The following is a 14,166-nucleotide window of genomic DNA, read 5'->3' on the forward strand; positions in this document are numbered from 1 at the left end:
TTGAGGATGACTGACACAGCTCTTCACAGCACGACCGCAATTCGCGCACCGGGGCTTATAACGCGTCTGCGTAAGTCTGTGCCCGCAAGTGTCGCATTTGCGATTTTCTGGCTTGGATTGATGCTTTTCGTGGTGTTCTTCGCCGATCTGCTGCGACCATATCCAATCACCAAAATGGACCTGATGGCGCGTCTGGTTCCGCTTGGCACGCCTGGACATTGGCTGGGCACCGATGAACTTGGTCGTGATGTCTATTCGCGTCTTCTGCAGTCGATCCGCGTTTCGCTGATCATTGCGTTTGGCGCGACAATCCTCTCGGCCTTCTTCGGGACACTGCTCGGTTTTCTTGCTGCCCGGTTCCGTGGCTGGGTGGAGCAGGTGGTGCTGATGCTGGCAGATTTTCAGGCGGCACTTCCGTTCATGGTGCTGGCTCTGGCTGTGCTGGCTTTCTTCGGCAACTCGCTGACGCTGCTCATCTGTCTGATGGGTTTCTATGGCTGGGAACGTTATGCACGCATTGCGCGCGGGCTTGCCATTTCTGCCGGTGCGCAGGGCTATGCCAGTGCGGTCGTGCAGCTGGGTGCTACGCCGTTCCGCGTCTATTTTCATCATATTCTGCCGAATGTCGCCTCGACGCTGATCGTGTCGATGACGCTGACTTTCCCGGAAATAATCCTGATGGAATCCGGACTTTCGTTTCTTGGTCTGGGCGTACAGCCCCCGGCCACCTCTCTGGGCAACATGGTTGGCTTTGCGCGCGAATATCTCACGCAGGCACCGTGGATCATGCTGGCACCGGCGCTGGTGATCGTACTGACAACCCTTTCAATTTCACTTCTCGGGGACTGGCTGCGCGACAAGCTGGACCCAACCGTTCAATAGGAATATCGCAATGATAAAGATCATGGCGCATCGTGGTGCGCGCAATCTGTGGGCTGAAAACTCGCTGACAGGTTTCAGAAATGTGCTGAAGCTGGACGTCGATAGTGTCGAGTTCGACCTGCATCTGACAGGTGCCGGACAGATTTTGGTTATCCATGACAGCACGCTGGAGCGTACGACAGACGCTCAAGGTTATGTCCGTGATCTCGATGACGATGCACGTCGCGCCATTCGGCTCAAAGACGAGCAGGGCAGTGTGACCGGGGATAGCATTCCGACTTTTGACGAAGTGCTGGACGTGTTTGCGACGAGGCCGGAACTCAAGCTCTATGTCGAGCTGAAGTCAGGCCCGGATGGCACACCTTATGAAGGGCTGGTCGAGAAGGCCGTCGAAATCATCAGGGCACGCGGCATTGAAAAGCGGGTCGTTTTGCATTCCTTCGACCGCAGCGTTGTTGAGCGCTGCGCCGAAGTTGCCCCGGAAATCGAACGACTGATGTCGCTCAACACCGAATGGGTTGAACGCAATGGTGGGCTGGAGCATTTCTTTGCGAGCGTCGAACCACTGGTTCAATATGTCGGCGTTCACCACGCCCTGTTCGAGGCTGAATTTGAGCGCATCACGTCGCTGTTTCCAAACGAACGCCTTGGCGTATGGACGCTCAACGAGCGCGACCTGATTGACCGCTGGATGCAACGCGATGTCGCTTACATCACGTCGGATAGTCCCGATCTGGTGATTGCGTCTCGCCTCGCTCTCGCAAAACAGCCCGCCTGACAAATCTCAGCTCTCAAACCTTACTCGGTCAACCTCAGGAAGAATATCATGTCTGATCTGCCGCTGCTTGGCGCAGCCGTGCCATTGTCATATCTCGAAAACCATCTCGACTTTATCCTTTCGGAAAATCGCGATCTGGAAATTCAGGATTTCTTTGATGTCAGCCTGTTGAAGGGTGATTGGAAACTGCCAGCAAACCGTATCAAGGCGTTGCTGGATGGCTATAAGGGCCGTCTCGGCATTCATGGCCCTTTCTGGGGGCTCAATATGTCGAACCCGGATGAAGACATTCGTAATATCGTGCGTGAGCGTTATCTCAAGGGTCTGGAAGTCTGCGAATATATCGGTGCAACGCAGATGGTCGTGCACAGCCCTTATAATTTCTGGTTCAACAACAATCGCGACAATTCGCCGGAAAGTGCGCAGGATATCGTCGATTACGCCCATGACACACTCGCTTTGGTCGTCAAACGCGCAGAAGAAATCGGCTGTACGCTGGTGATCGAAAACATTGAAGATATCGACCCCGATGCCCGTCGCATTCTGGCCGATAGCTTCCAGTCAAAGTCGGTCGCGGTATCGGTCGACACCGGCCACGCGCATTTTGCCTATGGCTCCATGGGCGCGCATCCGGTCGATTATTTCATCAGCCGCGCAGGCAATCGTCTTGAGCATGTGCATCTTCAGGATGCAGACGGCCACGCCGACCGGCATTGGGCAATCGGCGAAGGCACGATCTGCTGGCATGCTGTCTTTGCCGCTTTGTCGAAGCTTGAGAGCAATCCGCGCCTGATACTCGAACTGCGCGACAAGAATAAAATCCAGCAGTCGGTACAGTATCTCACATCAGCTGGTCTGGCGCGCTAACAGCAACGTTTCTGTCTCCTATGGCTGTCATGAATGGCAAATGGTTTGCCGCTCATGGCAGCCGTTTTTTTATGATTGTTCCAAGTGGCATGGTTTTCGGTTTGCCTGCTCAAAGCGTGAAATGAGCAAAACATAACGAATTCAAAACATTATCGCTTTCTGGTTCTCTTCAAAGGGGCATAAATACTCTCATCTGATGTCTGATACATCAGATGTTGACATATCAAGTCATGTGTTCCAAGATCGTCTGGTAATTTCGGATGACAGTCAGGTGCGCCCTTGCGTGATAACGTTTCCCCATTTTCACCGATCAAGGTGAAGAGCCTCAGAGATCATGTGCATGACGATCTTCGGGAGGCGATTATTTCGGGGCGTCTGAAATCCGGCGACAGATTGAACGAGCGGCAATTGGCGGCAGATCTCGGCATCAGCACCAGCCCTTTGAAAGAAGCGCTGCGGCAGCTGGAAGGCGAGGGGCTGGTCCGCACGGAAGCGCGACGCGGGACATTCGTTTCGTTCAATGCGCGGCAGGCGGAAGAGATGACGCTGGCGCGTGCTGCACTTGAAAGCATTATCGCACGACAGGCTGCAAAGCATGGCGGAGAAGAGGCTTTTGCATTTCTCCGTGCAGTTATTGAGGAAATGCGGGCGGCAGTGGAATCCGGTGATGTGGATGCGCTGATCGAGCTCAATGAGAAATTTCATGATGCCATTCATGAGGCGTCGGGATGCGAATATTTGCGGCGGCTGCAAAATGCGCAGCGCATGTATGACCATGCCGCTCGTGTGACGGTGTTGTCGCGCGAAGATGTGCGCAGGCAATCGTTTGGCGAGCATGAAGCAATCATGCAGGCGATTACTGCAAGAAACGGTGATTTGGCCGAGCGGTTGATGCGGGAGCACATCGTGAAGGCGGGGGATACACATATCGAACTGGTCTTCTGACCAGTACCTGGGAGGGTATTATGAATTTAGCGGAATACCGCCGGGTGCTGCGAGGCATCTCGGGCGTGCATGCGACTGCCTATAATACAGATGGTGAAATCGATGCTGCTCTGACAGCGAAAATTGTCGAGCGGATCGCCCGGGCAGGTGTGCATAATATCGTCACCGGCGGCAATACGGGCGAGTTCTACAGCATGACTGTGGATGAGGTGATCCGCTTGCAGGCTATCGCAGTGAAGGCGGCAGATGGCAAGGCTGCAGTGACTGCCGCAGCCGGTCGCTCTGTCCGTGATGCGATCAGGGTTTCAAAAGCAGCACAAGCCGAAGGTGCCGATGGCGTGATGATCCATCACCCGCTTGATCCCTTTGCGGCGCCGCATGCGCAGGTTGATTACTTCATTGAAATTGCTGAAGCGATTGATCTGCCTATCGTGGCCTATATCCGCTCCGATCTGATCCCGCTTGACGAGATGGTGCGTCTGGCAACGCATCCGAAAGTCGCGGGCGTCAAGTTTGCCTCGCAAAATACCATGCTGTTCTTTGAATGTTGTCGCGCAACCAAGGGGACGGACGCGACCTGGATTTGTGGTCTCGCGGAAAGCTGGGCGCTGCCATTCTACGCGCTTGGTGGTCGTGGCTTTACGTCAGGTCTTGTCAATGTCGCGCCGGAACGCTCGCTGGCGGTCTGGAATGCGCTGGAAGCTGGCGATTACGCCCGCGCCCGCGAGGTTGTTGAAAGCATCGCCGATTTTGAAACCATGCGAACCAAATATCGCAATGGTGCAAACGTCACAGTGGTCAAGGAAGCACTGCAAATTCAGGGCCTTGCTGTCGGCGATGTCCGGCTTCCGGGGTTGCCGAAACTCGAAACGGCTGACCGCAAGACACTCGAAAAGGTTGTTGCAGGTTGGGAGACTGATGCAATTGTCTGAAGACATTCGCGCATCCCGAAAAGTGTGAAGCGGTTTTCGGGCAAGATGCGCGTCAAAACAATAGTTTAGAAAACCGGCACGTACCGACAGGAGGAAGCGGTGCGTGCTGGACAAGCAAAAAAGTGGAGGAGAACATGACCAAAGGAATTTCACGCCGCACATTCATGGCGGGCGCAGGGCTTGCGACCGGCGCAGGGCTTTTGCTGCCAAAGGGTGTCGCATGGGCGCAATCGGCAAAGCTGCCATCATCGCCCGTCGCATTGAACGTCATTGACGCGGCTGGCAATCTTGCGCTGACACAGCCGATTTTCGACAACTTCGCTTCAGAACAGAAAGCGCTTGTTTCGCGTTTTACTTTTAACAAAGCACCGGCACCAGAACTTCCCGGCAAGATCAAGGCGCAGCAACGCGCCAACCGGATCGATATCGATATGGTCATCGTTGGCCCGGATGCTCTTTCTGCGGGTCTCGCTGACGATATCTGGACCGATATCATCGCGCTTCCGGACAATGGTCTGCCAAAGTTGCAGGACGTCTATCTTGAGCCAGCCTGGCGCATGCAGGAAATGTCGAAGGGCAAGGGCGTCGTCGTATCCTATTACCCATCGGGCCCGTTGCTCGAATACCATCCAGATAAGGTGAAGACCCCGCCAAAAACTGCGGAAGAGCTTCTTGCCTGGACCAAGGAAAACCCGAACAAGTTCATCTATGCCCGCCCGGCAAATTCCGGTCCGGGGCGTACATTCCTGATGGGTCTGCCTTATCTGCTCGGTGACAGCGATCCGAAAGATCCGGTCAAGGGCTGGGACAAGACCTGGGCCTATCTCAAGGAACTGCACAAGAATATCGAATATTATCCGGCGGGAACCGGCGCGCTGATGAAAGAGCTCGGCGAAGGCACACGCTATATGACTGCGACCACAACGGGTTGGGATATCAATCCGCGTGCGCTTGGTGTCGTTCCGAAAGAAATGGCAGTCAGCAAGCTTGAAGGTTTCCATTGGGTCTGCGACGCGCATTATTTCGCAATTCCAAAGGGTGTTTCGGAAGAAAAGATCGCGGTTTTGATGGAGTTCATCAAATTCGCGCTCAAGCCGGACCAGCAGGCCTATTCCTATGACGCTGGCTACTTCTATCCGGGACCAGCGGTGAAGGACGTCACCATCGAGATGGCGCCCAAGGAAAGTCAGCAAGTGATCGCCGAATTCGGTCGCCCTGAATATGCCGACTGGATTGCAAACAATCCGATTGAGTTGCCGCTTGAGCCTGAAGCTCTGGTTGCCGCCTTCCGTCGCTGGGACGAGGACGTCGCAGCCAGCTGAGGCTTCTCGAAAGCGTCGATGGCGGATCCTATCGGTCCGCCATTAGCCGCCTAAGATTACACCACTCAATTTACGGTGCTTGCGTCAATGTCCTTTCAAGAACTTCGGCTCGACCGAATGAGCCGCTCATTTGGAACTTTTAACGCGCTGCGGGAGATTAACCTCACGATCGGCAAAGGCGAGTTCATCGCTCTTCTCGGTCCGTCTGGCTGCGGAAAGTCCACGGCTCTCAATTGCATTGCAGGTCTTTTGGGCACGACTGGCGGGGGCATCTATATCGATGACAAGCGCGTGGATCAGTTGAAGCCCGAGGATCGCGGCTTTGGCATGGTGTTCCAGAACTACGCCCTCTTTCCCCATATGAATGTCCTGCAAAATGTCGGCTTTGGCCTGAAAATGCGCGGACTTGCCAAAAGCGAGATCGAGAAACGGTCGCGTGCAGCGCTTGCACTGGTGCGTTTGCAGGGACAGGAAGAAAAGCTTCCCGGCCAATTGTCAGGCGGGCAGCAACAGCGTGTTGCCATTGCGCGCGCTATCGTCATCGAACCGCCACTGGTGCTGATGGACGAACCGCTTTCAAATCTCGATGCAAAGTTGCGACTGGAAATGCGCGCTGAAATCCGGCGCATTCATAACCAGTTGGGTTCCACCACCATCTATGTCACGCATGATCAGGATGAGGCTTTGTCGCTGGCAGACCGCATCGTGGTGTTGCGCGACGGTGAAATCCGGCAGGTTGGCACACCGCACGAGCTTTACGAGCAACCGCGTTATCTCGATGTTGCAGCCTTCATGGGCTTCCGCAATGCGCTCCATGGCAAGGTGCTGCGCGTTGAAGATGGTCAGGCCACAATCGCCGTTGCCGGCAGTGAATTGACCGGCCGCGCGATGGATCAGCTTGCACCCGGTGACAATGCCGTTCTGATGGCACGCGGCGACGATGTGGTTTCAGGCGAAAAGGGTCGCAATACGATCGAGGCGACCGTCGAGACGATTGAATATCGCGGGCGCGAATATGTCGGTATTGCCCGCACCGAAACCGGCATGGAAATGGTCTTTCACGGTCCACAGGAGGTTGGACCCGGGGCGAAAATCACGCTGGGTATCGATGCGAACCACGCGCTGGTCTTTGCAGGCGAGGCTTAAGCCATGGCGGAGAAACGCTTTTCCGATGCAACGCTCAAACCCGGTTTGCGTCAGCGGCTTGCCAATCGTGGTTTCGATGGTGTCACGCTGCTGATCCTGCCCGCACTGCTCTTTGTAATCGGTGTTTTCATCTATCCGTTTTTGTACGGTCTTGTGCTGTCGTTCAATCCGCTGGATGGCGGTGGAGCACTGGCCAATTACCGCAAGTTCTTCTCCGATCCTTATCTTTACAAGACCATTGGAGCTACGCTGTGGCTGGCAATTCCGGTCACGCTGATCAGCATATTGCTTGCGGTGCCAATCGCCATGCGCGTTCGGCTGATGCGCAAGCAGCGCCTTCTGACGACAATCCTTGTGCTGCCTGTAACATTGGGCACAGTGCTTATTGCCGAAGGGCTTCTGAATTATCTGGGGCCGCAGGGCTGGTTCAGCCGCAGCCTGATCGCTATCGGCTTTATCGAGAATCCGCTCAAGCTCACCAACAACTATTGGGGCGTATTCGCCTCGCTGGTGATCACGGTATTCCCTTTTACGTTCCTGCTTACACTGTCCTACATAACCGGCATTGATCCCGCACTTGAACGGGCGGCTGCAACGCATGGAGCAAACAGCTGGCAGCGCTTCCGTCATGTCATGCTGCCGCTTCTGGTGCCGGGCCTTGTTGTCGCGTCGTGTCTCACCTTCGTGCAGGCTTTTGCTGTGTTTCCATCTGCTGTGCTGTTGGGTGCACCGTCAGGACCGACACGCGTGATTTCCATTGCTGCAGCACAGGCCGCCTTTGAGCAGTATGACGACTCCATGGCGTCTTCCATCGCCATGATTATGGCGGCGGTGCAGCTGCTTGTCGTCGGTGCGCTGCTTGGGGTGCGTTCACTCTTTTATCGCGGTTCGACCGCTGGCGGGAAAGGATAGACCATGATCCGCGATACATCTGTCCTTTCAAAACTCTGGATCACCGTTGTCTGGCTTGTGACGGGTTTCTTCGTCCTCAATGTGCTGGCCGTCATCACTGCCGTTGTCGTTTCAAGCTTCGGTACGCGCTGGCTTGGCACCTGGTTTCCAGATGGTTTCACGACGCGCTGGTATGCTGCCGCCTGGGCTGAATTCCAGCTCGATCAGGTGCTGCTGGTGACATTTCAGGTGGTTTTTGCGGTTGTTATTCTGTCCGGATTTCTGGGCGTGACGGCTGCTTATGCAATGGCGCGGCGTGATTTCCCCGGCAAGAAGTTTGTGCTGCTGATCTTCCTTCTGCCACTGCTTGTGCCGCCGATCACCTTCGGTATCCCATTGGCAACGGTGCTTTACAAGTTTGGTGTCGGTGGCACTTTCTGGGGTGTGGTTCTCGCCAATCTGGTGCCGACAGTCCCCTTCGTCATTCTGGTGATGGTGCCGTTCATCGAGCAGATCGATCCCAAGGTGGAAGCCGCAGCACGAGTCTTTGGCGCAGGCACGTTCAAACTGTTTCTGCATGTGCTTTTGCCGATGCTGACACCGGGCATTCTGGCGGCCATGCTGCTTGTCCTGGTGCGCACGGTTGCCATGTTCGAACTGACCTTCCTGACGGCTGGGCCAACATCACAGACATTGGTCGTGGCGCTTTATTATTCGGTCTTTGCTGCCGGTGTGCGTTCGGTTCAATCCATCGACGCCATGGCGGTGATCTACATGGTTACATCACTGGTCTGGCTGTTGCTGGCGCTGCGCTTCGTCAATCCGACGCAGATCGTGGCGCGCAATCGTCAACCTTCTGCCCATTGATGCGGCCAACATTTCTCGGAGTGCATGATGAAAATTACGGCCATCGAAACGGTGCAGCTTCCGCACCTCAACAACATCCTGTGGGTCCGCGTCCACACAGATGAAGGGATCGTTGGGTTGGGCGAGACTTTCCGCGGAGCAAATGCGGTCGCAGCCTATATTCACAGCGATATAGCACCGCAACTGGTAGGGCAGAACCCGTTGGAGATTGATCGTATCTCCAAGCTCTTGCTCGAACCCTATGTGGGTTTCCGTTCATCGGGCGTGGAGATCCGTGCGGCCTCCGCAATCGACATCGCGCTGTGGGATATTTTCGGAAAACTGACCAATCAGCCGATTCATCAGTTGCTGGGCGGTCTCTCGCGTCCGTCGATCCGCACCTATAATACCTGCGCGGGCTATACCTATAATAAGAGCGGTGCGCGTCGTTATATAGGTGATCAGGATGATGCGAAGGAAGGTCCGTATGAGGATCAGCTGGCATTTCATCGCGACGCCGGGGCCTTGGCTGAAAGCCTGCTGTCGGAAGGTATTACTGCGATGAAAATCTGGCCCTTCGATCCCTATGCTGTGGCCAGTGGCGGCAACTTCATTCATGCCACCGATCTCGATAAGGCCTTGGTTCCGTTCCGCCAGATCCGTGATGCGGTTGGCGATAAAATGGAAATCATGGTCGAATTTCATTCCATGTGGGATTTGACATCGGCGCTTGCTATCGCCCGCGAACTGAAAGCCTTTCGGCCATTCTGGTCGGAAGACCCGATCAAGATGATGAATCCGCAATCGCTTGCGGTCTATGCGCAACAGTCTGGCATTCCAGTCTGTGCGAGCGAAACCATGGCAACGCGCGCGCAGTTTCTCGAAGTACTGCGCACCGACGCGACCGATTATGTGATGCTCGACATTTCATGGTGCGGCGGACTTTCGGAAGCCAAGAAAATCGCCACCATGGCCGAAGCCTTCCAGCGCCCCATCGCACCGCATGACTGCACCGGGCCGGTGGTCTTCGCGGCCTCCATTCATCTTTCCCTGAATGCGCCCAATGCGATTTTTCAAGAATCTGTGCGGGCCTATTACACCTCATGGTATCGTGATCTGGTGACGGTGATGCCGAGGATTGAGAAGGGCGTGATCTATCCGTTCGAAGGTGCGGGACTGGGGCTTGAATTGTCGGACTTCGTTCTCGACCATCCCGATGTCATCCGTCGCAGCACGAAAGCCGCATGATGGGACCGTTTCGCTGCATAGCCGATTTACGCGGACAACTGATGGAAAGCCCTGTTTGGGATGATCGCCGTGGGACGCTTTTTGCCTGCGATATCAACGGACGCAAGGTCCATGAGATTGATCTGAATAAGGGGCCATTGCGCGAATGGACTTTTGAATCAGAAGTTCCGTGCCTCGGGCTTGCAGAAAGCGGCAAGCTGGTCATTTCGCTTAGCCGTCAGATCATCCTGTTTGACCCGGAAACTGACGAGCGCCAGACGATCTGGGACGGGTATGATGAACCTGAAACATCGCGTCTTAATGACGGCAAAGTTGGGCCGGATGGCGCGTTCTGGGTCGGTAGCATGGATGCACGTCCGCAACGCGAACCCATCTCAAAACTCTATCGTGTGACAGCTGACGGCAAAGCCGAAATCAGGGCAGAAGGTTTTGAGATTTCCAACGGTCTGGCCTGGACTGCGGACGGGGCGACCATGTTCCACACAGATTCTCGCGGGCCATGGATCGACCGTTATGATTTTGATGTCGCAACCGGACTGATAAGCAATCGCAATCGCATTCGCGAGCTTGATGAAGAAAGCGGTCGGCCCGATGGCGGGGCCTGTGATGCAGAAGGCGCTTATTGGAGCGCTGGTGTTTCGGCTGGCGTGTTAAACCGCTTTGATCGTGACGGCACATTGCTGGACCGTGTTCCAACCCCTGTCCCCGCGCCGACAATGCCTTGCTTCTGTGGGCCTGATCTCACGCTTATTGCGATTACCTCACATCGCTTGGGAAACCCGGATGGACCGCAGTCGGGCGGCGTGCATCTGGCAAAGGCTCCCGTTGCAGGCGCGAAAGTCGCCAGAATGAAGGGAGTTTGATCCGATGAAAAAACTTCTCTTGACCGGCGCGTCCGGCAATCTGGGCCGTATGCTGGCACCAAGACTGGCGCAAGCGGGCTATCGGCTTCGGCTTTCAGACATTGCGCCGTTTCCCGATGAATTGCCTGAGGGGGCCGAGTTCATTCAGGCTGACCTCACTGACGCGGCAGCAATTGCTGATCTGGTGCGTGGAACGGACACGATCCTGCACTTTGGCGGTATCAGTGTTGAGCAACCTTATGATCTGGTTGCAAAAGCCAATCTGATCGGTGTGACGCATGTTTTCGAGGCAGCAAGAGCGGAAAAGCAGCGGGTCATTTTTGCAAGTTCCAACCATACGATTGGTTTCTACACCCGTGACGAGATGCTGAGCACGGATGAGCCATTTCGGCCCGATGGCTATTACGGACTTTCCAAAGCCTATGGCGAGTTGCTTGGGCGAATGATGTTCGACAAGCACGGCATCGAAAGTGTGCATCTGCGTATCGGCTCTTGTGTGCCGGAACCGACAGAGGCGCGGCATCTCTCGACGTGGCTCTCACATGATGATCTGGTTCGGCTTTTGATTGCAGCAATTGAAGCACCAGAAACCGATTTTGCCGTTGTCTGGGGTGTTTCCGCCAATGCTTCGCGCTGGTGGGAAAACGACGATGCCGCCCGCATCGGATATGTGCCGCAGGACGATGCTTCGCGTTTTGGCGATCTGGCGGAAACCGGCGATCCGGTGTCCCGGCAGTTTCAGGGCGGCACATTCACAGCTCATGATTATTCGCGTGAGGATTGAGCCAGTGGTGCTTGAACTTGACGCTCATGATTATCGGTTGCGGATCGACCCTCAGCATGGCGCAACACTGCTGTCCGCTGAGTGGTATCACCCTGACGGTGGATGGGTTGCTTTGCTTGAGCCTCTGACCACGCCGGAAGCGGGTTTGAAGGCGGGATGCTTCGTGATGGCACCTTTTGCCAACCGCATCGATGGCGGGTGTTTCACCTTTGACGGTGCGATTGTTGAGTTGCCCATCAATGCGCCGGATGAAGGAATGGCCATTCACGGCTTTTCTCGGATACGTGGCTGGAAGGCCATGTCGTCAAGCGGGGACCGGGCGGTTCTGGTCGATGAAGTTGAAAGTGAGGATCACCCCTACACTTATCGGCTGGAGCAGGAACTATGCATTTTGCCTGACGGCTTTCGGATATCGCTAAGCATCCGCAACAATGGTCAGACACGATTGCCGTTCGGTATCGGCCTGCATCCGTGGTTTGCCAAAACGGCGCAAGCCACATTGGAGTTTGCTGCAAAGGGCGCGCCACAGCTTGATGCGCGTGGCTTGCCGGTAGGTCTTACTGTGCCTGTCGAAGGTTTCACACCGGGCGAGGCGGCGCCGCTGTCTCAATTGCCCTTGATCAATTGCTGTTTCACAGGCTGGGAAAGCCGGAACGCATTCATTCGTTGGCCTGAGACAGACACGGGTTTGAAGCTCAAAGGTGAGGGCGCGTTGCGCCATCTCCATGTGTTCAATCCGCAAGACCGCGCCGCCTTTTGCGCAGAGCCCGTCAGCCATCTGCCGGATGCCATCAATCGGCCAGAACTCGGCGCGGATGCAGCCATGACAATTTTAAGCCCCGGAGAAACGCTCTCCGGTGGCGCTTTTTTCTCAGCATGCGCTCTTGCTCCAACGGACGCAGGGCGGTTTTCGGGAAGGCATTGAAATGACCAGAAAAGCATATGAAGATCTGCGTTCGGCACGCTGGATGTTGCCCGATGATCAGCGTTCATCAGGGCATCGTTCCCGAACCATGCAGATGGGCTATGATCCGGCAGACTGGGAAGGCAAGCCGATCATTGCCATCATCAATACATGGTCCGATGCCCAGCCTTGCCACGCGCATTTCAAGGATCGTGTCGAATGGGTGAAGCGCGGCATCCTGCAGGCTGGCGGCTTTCCGCTTGAGCTTCCGGCGCTCTCGCTATCTGAAAGCTATGTCAAACCCACGACCATGCTTTACCGCAACATGCTTGCCATGGAGACGGAAGAGCTTTTACGCTCGCATCCGGTTGACGGCGCTGTGCTGATGGGCGGCTGTGACAAGACCACACCCGCGCTCATCATGGGCGCCACAAGTGCTGGCTATCCGTTTGTCTTTTTGCCTGCCGGTCCGATGCTGCGTGGCAATTACGCGGGCAAAACGCTCGGATCAGGCACAGATATGTTCAAGTTCTGGGATGAGCGTCGTGCAGGCACCATCGGCAAGGAGGAATGGCAGGGGATAGAGGGCGGCATTGCGCGCAGTTATGGCCATTGCATGACCATGGGCACGGCCTCCACCATGACGGTTATTGCCGAGGCGATGGGGCTGACATTGCCCGGGGCATCCTCCATTCCCGCTCCTGATGCCAATCACCAGCGTATGTCGACCCAATGTGGCCGCCGCATCGTCGAGATGGTCTGGGAAGACCTGACACCCGATCAGATCATCACGCCCGCAGCGGTGAAGAATTCCGTCATTGTCGCGATGGCAACCGGCTGCTCGACCAATGCGATCATTCACCTGATTGCCATGGCGCGCCGCGCCGGCGTGCCGCTCGAACTTGATGATCTGGATCGGATTGGGCGCACAACGCCGGTCATTGCCAATATCCGGCCATCGGGCTCGACCTATCTGATGGAGGATTTCTACTATGCAGGCGGTATCCGTGCGCTGATGAAACAGCTCGGTGACAAGCTTGATCCATCAGCAATCACCATCACCGGAAAACCGCTGACGGAAGGGCTGGAAAAAGCGCAGGTCTTCAATGACGACGTTATCCGGCCCCTGTCCAAGCCTGTCTATCATGAAGGCTCGCTTGCCGTTCTGAAAGGCAATCTCTGTCCGGATGGCGCTGTCATCAAGCCCGCGGCCTGCGATCCGAAATTTCATCGCCATACGGGTCCGGCTTTGGTGGCGGATAGTTATCCTGAACTTAAAAAGATCATCGACGACCCCGATTATCCTTTGACGCCCGAGACCGTGCTTGTGTTGCGCAATGCCGGCCCGCAAGGCGGTCCCGGTATGCCCGAATGGGGTATGATCCCGATGCCGAAGGCACTGCTGAAACTCGGCCTCAGAGATATGGTGCGGATTTCAGACGCGCGTATGTCGGGGACGAGTTTTGGTGCCTGTGTTCTCCATGTTGCACCGGAATCCTTTATCGGCGGGCCGCTGGCTTTGCTCAAAACCGGCGATATGGTTGAACTCGATATTCCAGCGCGCAGCCTCAATATGCTCGTTTCCGAAGATGAATTGGCTGCTCGTCGCGCTGCATGGCAGACGCCTGAGCCAAAATATGAGCGCGGCTACGGCTTCGTCTTTTCCAAGCATGTCGAGCAAGCCGACAAAGGCTGCGATTTCGATTTCCTGAAAACTGATTTTGGTCGTCCGGTCGACGAGCCGGTCATTTATTAAGA

General features: G+C 55.6%; 14 protein-coding genes. All 14 read left to right on the forward strand.

What is annotated here, in order from left to right; translation table 11 throughout:
• Positions 1 to 6: 6 nt before the first annotated feature.
• Positions 7 to 882 carry an ABC transporter permease gene (locus tag ACSME1_RS06815; RefSeq protein ID WP_024898412.1) on the forward strand — a complete coding sequence of 292 codons (876 nt, stop codon included), beginning with the start codon at positions 7 to 9 and terminating at the stop codon, positions 880 to 882.
• Positions 883 to 892: 10 nt separating this feature from the next.
• Positions 893 to 1,660, forward strand: a complete 768-nt coding sequence (locus ACSME1_RS06820) for a glycerophosphodiester phosphodiesterase family protein (RefSeq protein WP_105705575.1) — start codon at positions 893 to 895, stop codon at positions 1,658 to 1,660.
• A 48-nt stretch (positions 1,661 to 1,708) separates the two neighbouring features.
• A complete protein-coding gene (locus tag ACSME1_RS06825; RefSeq protein WP_105705574.1) occupies positions 1,709 to 2,527 on the forward strand; it encodes a sugar phosphate isomerase/epimerase family protein in 819 nt (272 codons plus the stop codon).
• Between the two features lie 336 nt (positions 2,528 to 2,863).
• Entirely contained in the window at positions 2,864 to 3,472 is a 609-nt protein-coding gene (locus ACSME1_RS06830; protein ID WP_024898409.1) for a GntR family transcriptional regulator, read from the forward strand.
• 20 nt (positions 3,473 to 3,492) lie between these two features.
• Positions 3,493 to 4,404 (forward strand): dihydrodipicolinate synthase family protein, encoded by a 912-nt coding sequence (locus tag ACSME1_RS06835; RefSeq protein WP_100558396.1) that lies wholly within the window; start codon positions 3,493 to 3,495, stop codon positions 4,402 to 4,404.
• A 134-nt stretch (positions 4,405 to 4,538) separates the two neighbouring features.
• The gene (locus tag ACSME1_RS06840) at positions 4,539 to 5,726 is read left to right on the forward strand and encodes an extracellular solute-binding protein (protein WP_024898407.1); all 1,188 of its coding nucleotides are present in this window, start codon (positions 4,539 to 4,541) and stop codon (positions 5,724 to 5,726) included.
• An 87-nt stretch (positions 5,727 to 5,813) separates the two neighbouring features.
• The gene (locus tag ACSME1_RS06845; RefSeq protein ID WP_036567515.1) at positions 5,814 to 6,872 is read left to right on the forward strand and encodes an ABC transporter ATP-binding protein; all 1,059 of its coding nucleotides are present in this window, start codon (positions 5,814 to 5,816) and stop codon (positions 6,870 to 6,872) included.
• A gap of 3 nt (positions 6,873 to 6,875) precedes the next feature.
• Positions 6,876 to 7,784, forward strand: a complete 909-nt coding sequence (locus tag ACSME1_RS06850; RefSeq protein ID WP_024898405.1) for an ABC transporter permease — start codon at positions 6,876 to 6,878, stop codon at positions 7,782 to 7,784.
• Positions 7,785 to 7,787: 3 nt separating this feature from the next.
• Positions 7,788 to 8,630: an ABC transporter permease gene (locus ACSME1_RS06855; RefSeq protein WP_024898404.1), complete on the forward strand. Its 843-nt coding sequence runs from the start codon at positions 7,788 to 7,790 to the stop codon at positions 8,628 to 8,630.
• Positions 8,631 to 8,657: 27 nt separating this feature from the next.
• Positions 8,658 to 9,857, forward strand: a complete 1,200-nt coding sequence (locus ACSME1_RS06860; RefSeq protein ID WP_024898403.1) for a mandelate racemase/muconate lactonizing enzyme family protein — start codon at positions 8,658 to 8,660, stop codon at positions 9,855 to 9,857.
• Positions 9,854 to 10,720 (forward strand): SMP-30/gluconolactonase/LRE family protein, encoded by an 867-nt coding sequence (locus ACSME1_RS06865; RefSeq protein ID WP_036567513.1) that lies wholly within the window; start codon positions 9,854 to 9,856, stop codon positions 10,718 to 10,720. The genes ACSME1_RS06860 and ACSME1_RS06865 overlap by 4 nt, the downstream gene beginning before the upstream one ends.
• 4 nt (positions 10,721 to 10,724) lie before the next feature.
• Entirely contained in the window at positions 10,725 to 11,504 is a 780-nt protein-coding gene (locus ACSME1_RS06870) for an NAD-dependent epimerase/dehydratase family protein (protein ID WP_024898401.1), read from the forward strand.
• Positions 11,505 to 11,508: 4 nt separating this feature from the next.
• Positions 11,509 to 12,429, forward strand: coding sequence for a hypothetical protein (locus tag ACSME1_RS06875; RefSeq protein WP_210202165.1), 921 nt, complete (start codon positions 11,509 to 11,511; stop codon positions 12,427 to 12,429).
• Position 12,430: 1 nt separating this feature from the next.
• Positions 12,431 to 14,164: an L-arabinonate dehydratase gene (araD, locus tag ACSME1_RS06880; protein WP_105705570.1), complete on the forward strand. Its 1,734-nt coding sequence runs from the start codon at positions 12,431 to 12,433 to the stop codon at positions 14,162 to 14,164.
• Positions 14,165 to 14,166 lie beyond the last annotated feature (2 nt).

The organism is Brucella pituitosa (assembly GCF_965577835.1).
GTDB classification, from domain to species: domain Bacteria; phylum Pseudomonadota; class Alphaproteobacteria; order Rhizobiales; family Rhizobiaceae; genus Brucella; species Brucella pituitosa.

Coding starts and splice junctions, on each gene's coding strand:
- ACSME1_RS06820 (WP_105705575.1), top strand. CDS start 893: ATGATAAAGATCATGGCGCATCGTGGTGCGCGCAATCTGTGGGCTGAA.
- ACSME1_RS06850 (WP_024898405.1), top strand. CDS start 6,876: ATGGCGGAGAAACGCTTTTCCGATGCAACGCTCAAACCCGGTTTGCGT.
- ACSME1_RS06835 (WP_100558396.1), top strand. CDS start 3,493: ATGAATTTAGCGGAATACCGCCGGGTGCTGCGAGGCATCTCGGGCGTG.
- ACSME1_RS06815 (WP_024898412.1), top strand. CDS start 7: ATGACTGACACAGCTCTTCACAGCACGACCGCAATTCGCGCACCGGGG.
- ACSME1_RS06855 (WP_024898404.1), top strand. CDS start 7,788: ATGATCCGCGATACATCTGTCCTTTCAAAACTCTGGATCACCGTTGTC.
- ACSME1_RS06840 (WP_024898407.1), top strand. CDS start 4,539: ATGACCAAAGGAATTTCACGCCGCACATTCATGGCGGGCGCAGGGCTT.
- ACSME1_RS06825 (WP_105705574.1), top strand. CDS start 1,709: ATGTCTGATCTGCCGCTGCTTGGCGCAGCCGTGCCATTGTCATATCTC.
- ACSME1_RS06865 (WP_036567513.1), top strand. CDS start 9,854: ATGATGGGACCGTTTCGCTGCATAGCCGATTTACGCGGACAACTGATG.
- ACSME1_RS06860 (WP_024898403.1), top strand. CDS start 8,658: ATGAAAATTACGGCCATCGAAACGGTGCAGCTTCCGCACCTCAACAAC.
- ACSME1_RS06870 (WP_024898401.1), top strand. CDS start 10,725: ATGAAAAAACTTCTCTTGACCGGCGCGTCCGGCAATCTGGGCCGTATG.
- araD (WP_105705570.1), top strand. CDS start 12,431: ATGACCAGAAAAGCATATGAAGATCTGCGTTCGGCACGCTGGATGTTG.
- ACSME1_RS06845 (WP_036567515.1), top strand. CDS start 5,814: ATGTCCTTTCAAGAACTTCGGCTCGACCGAATGAGCCGCTCATTTGGA.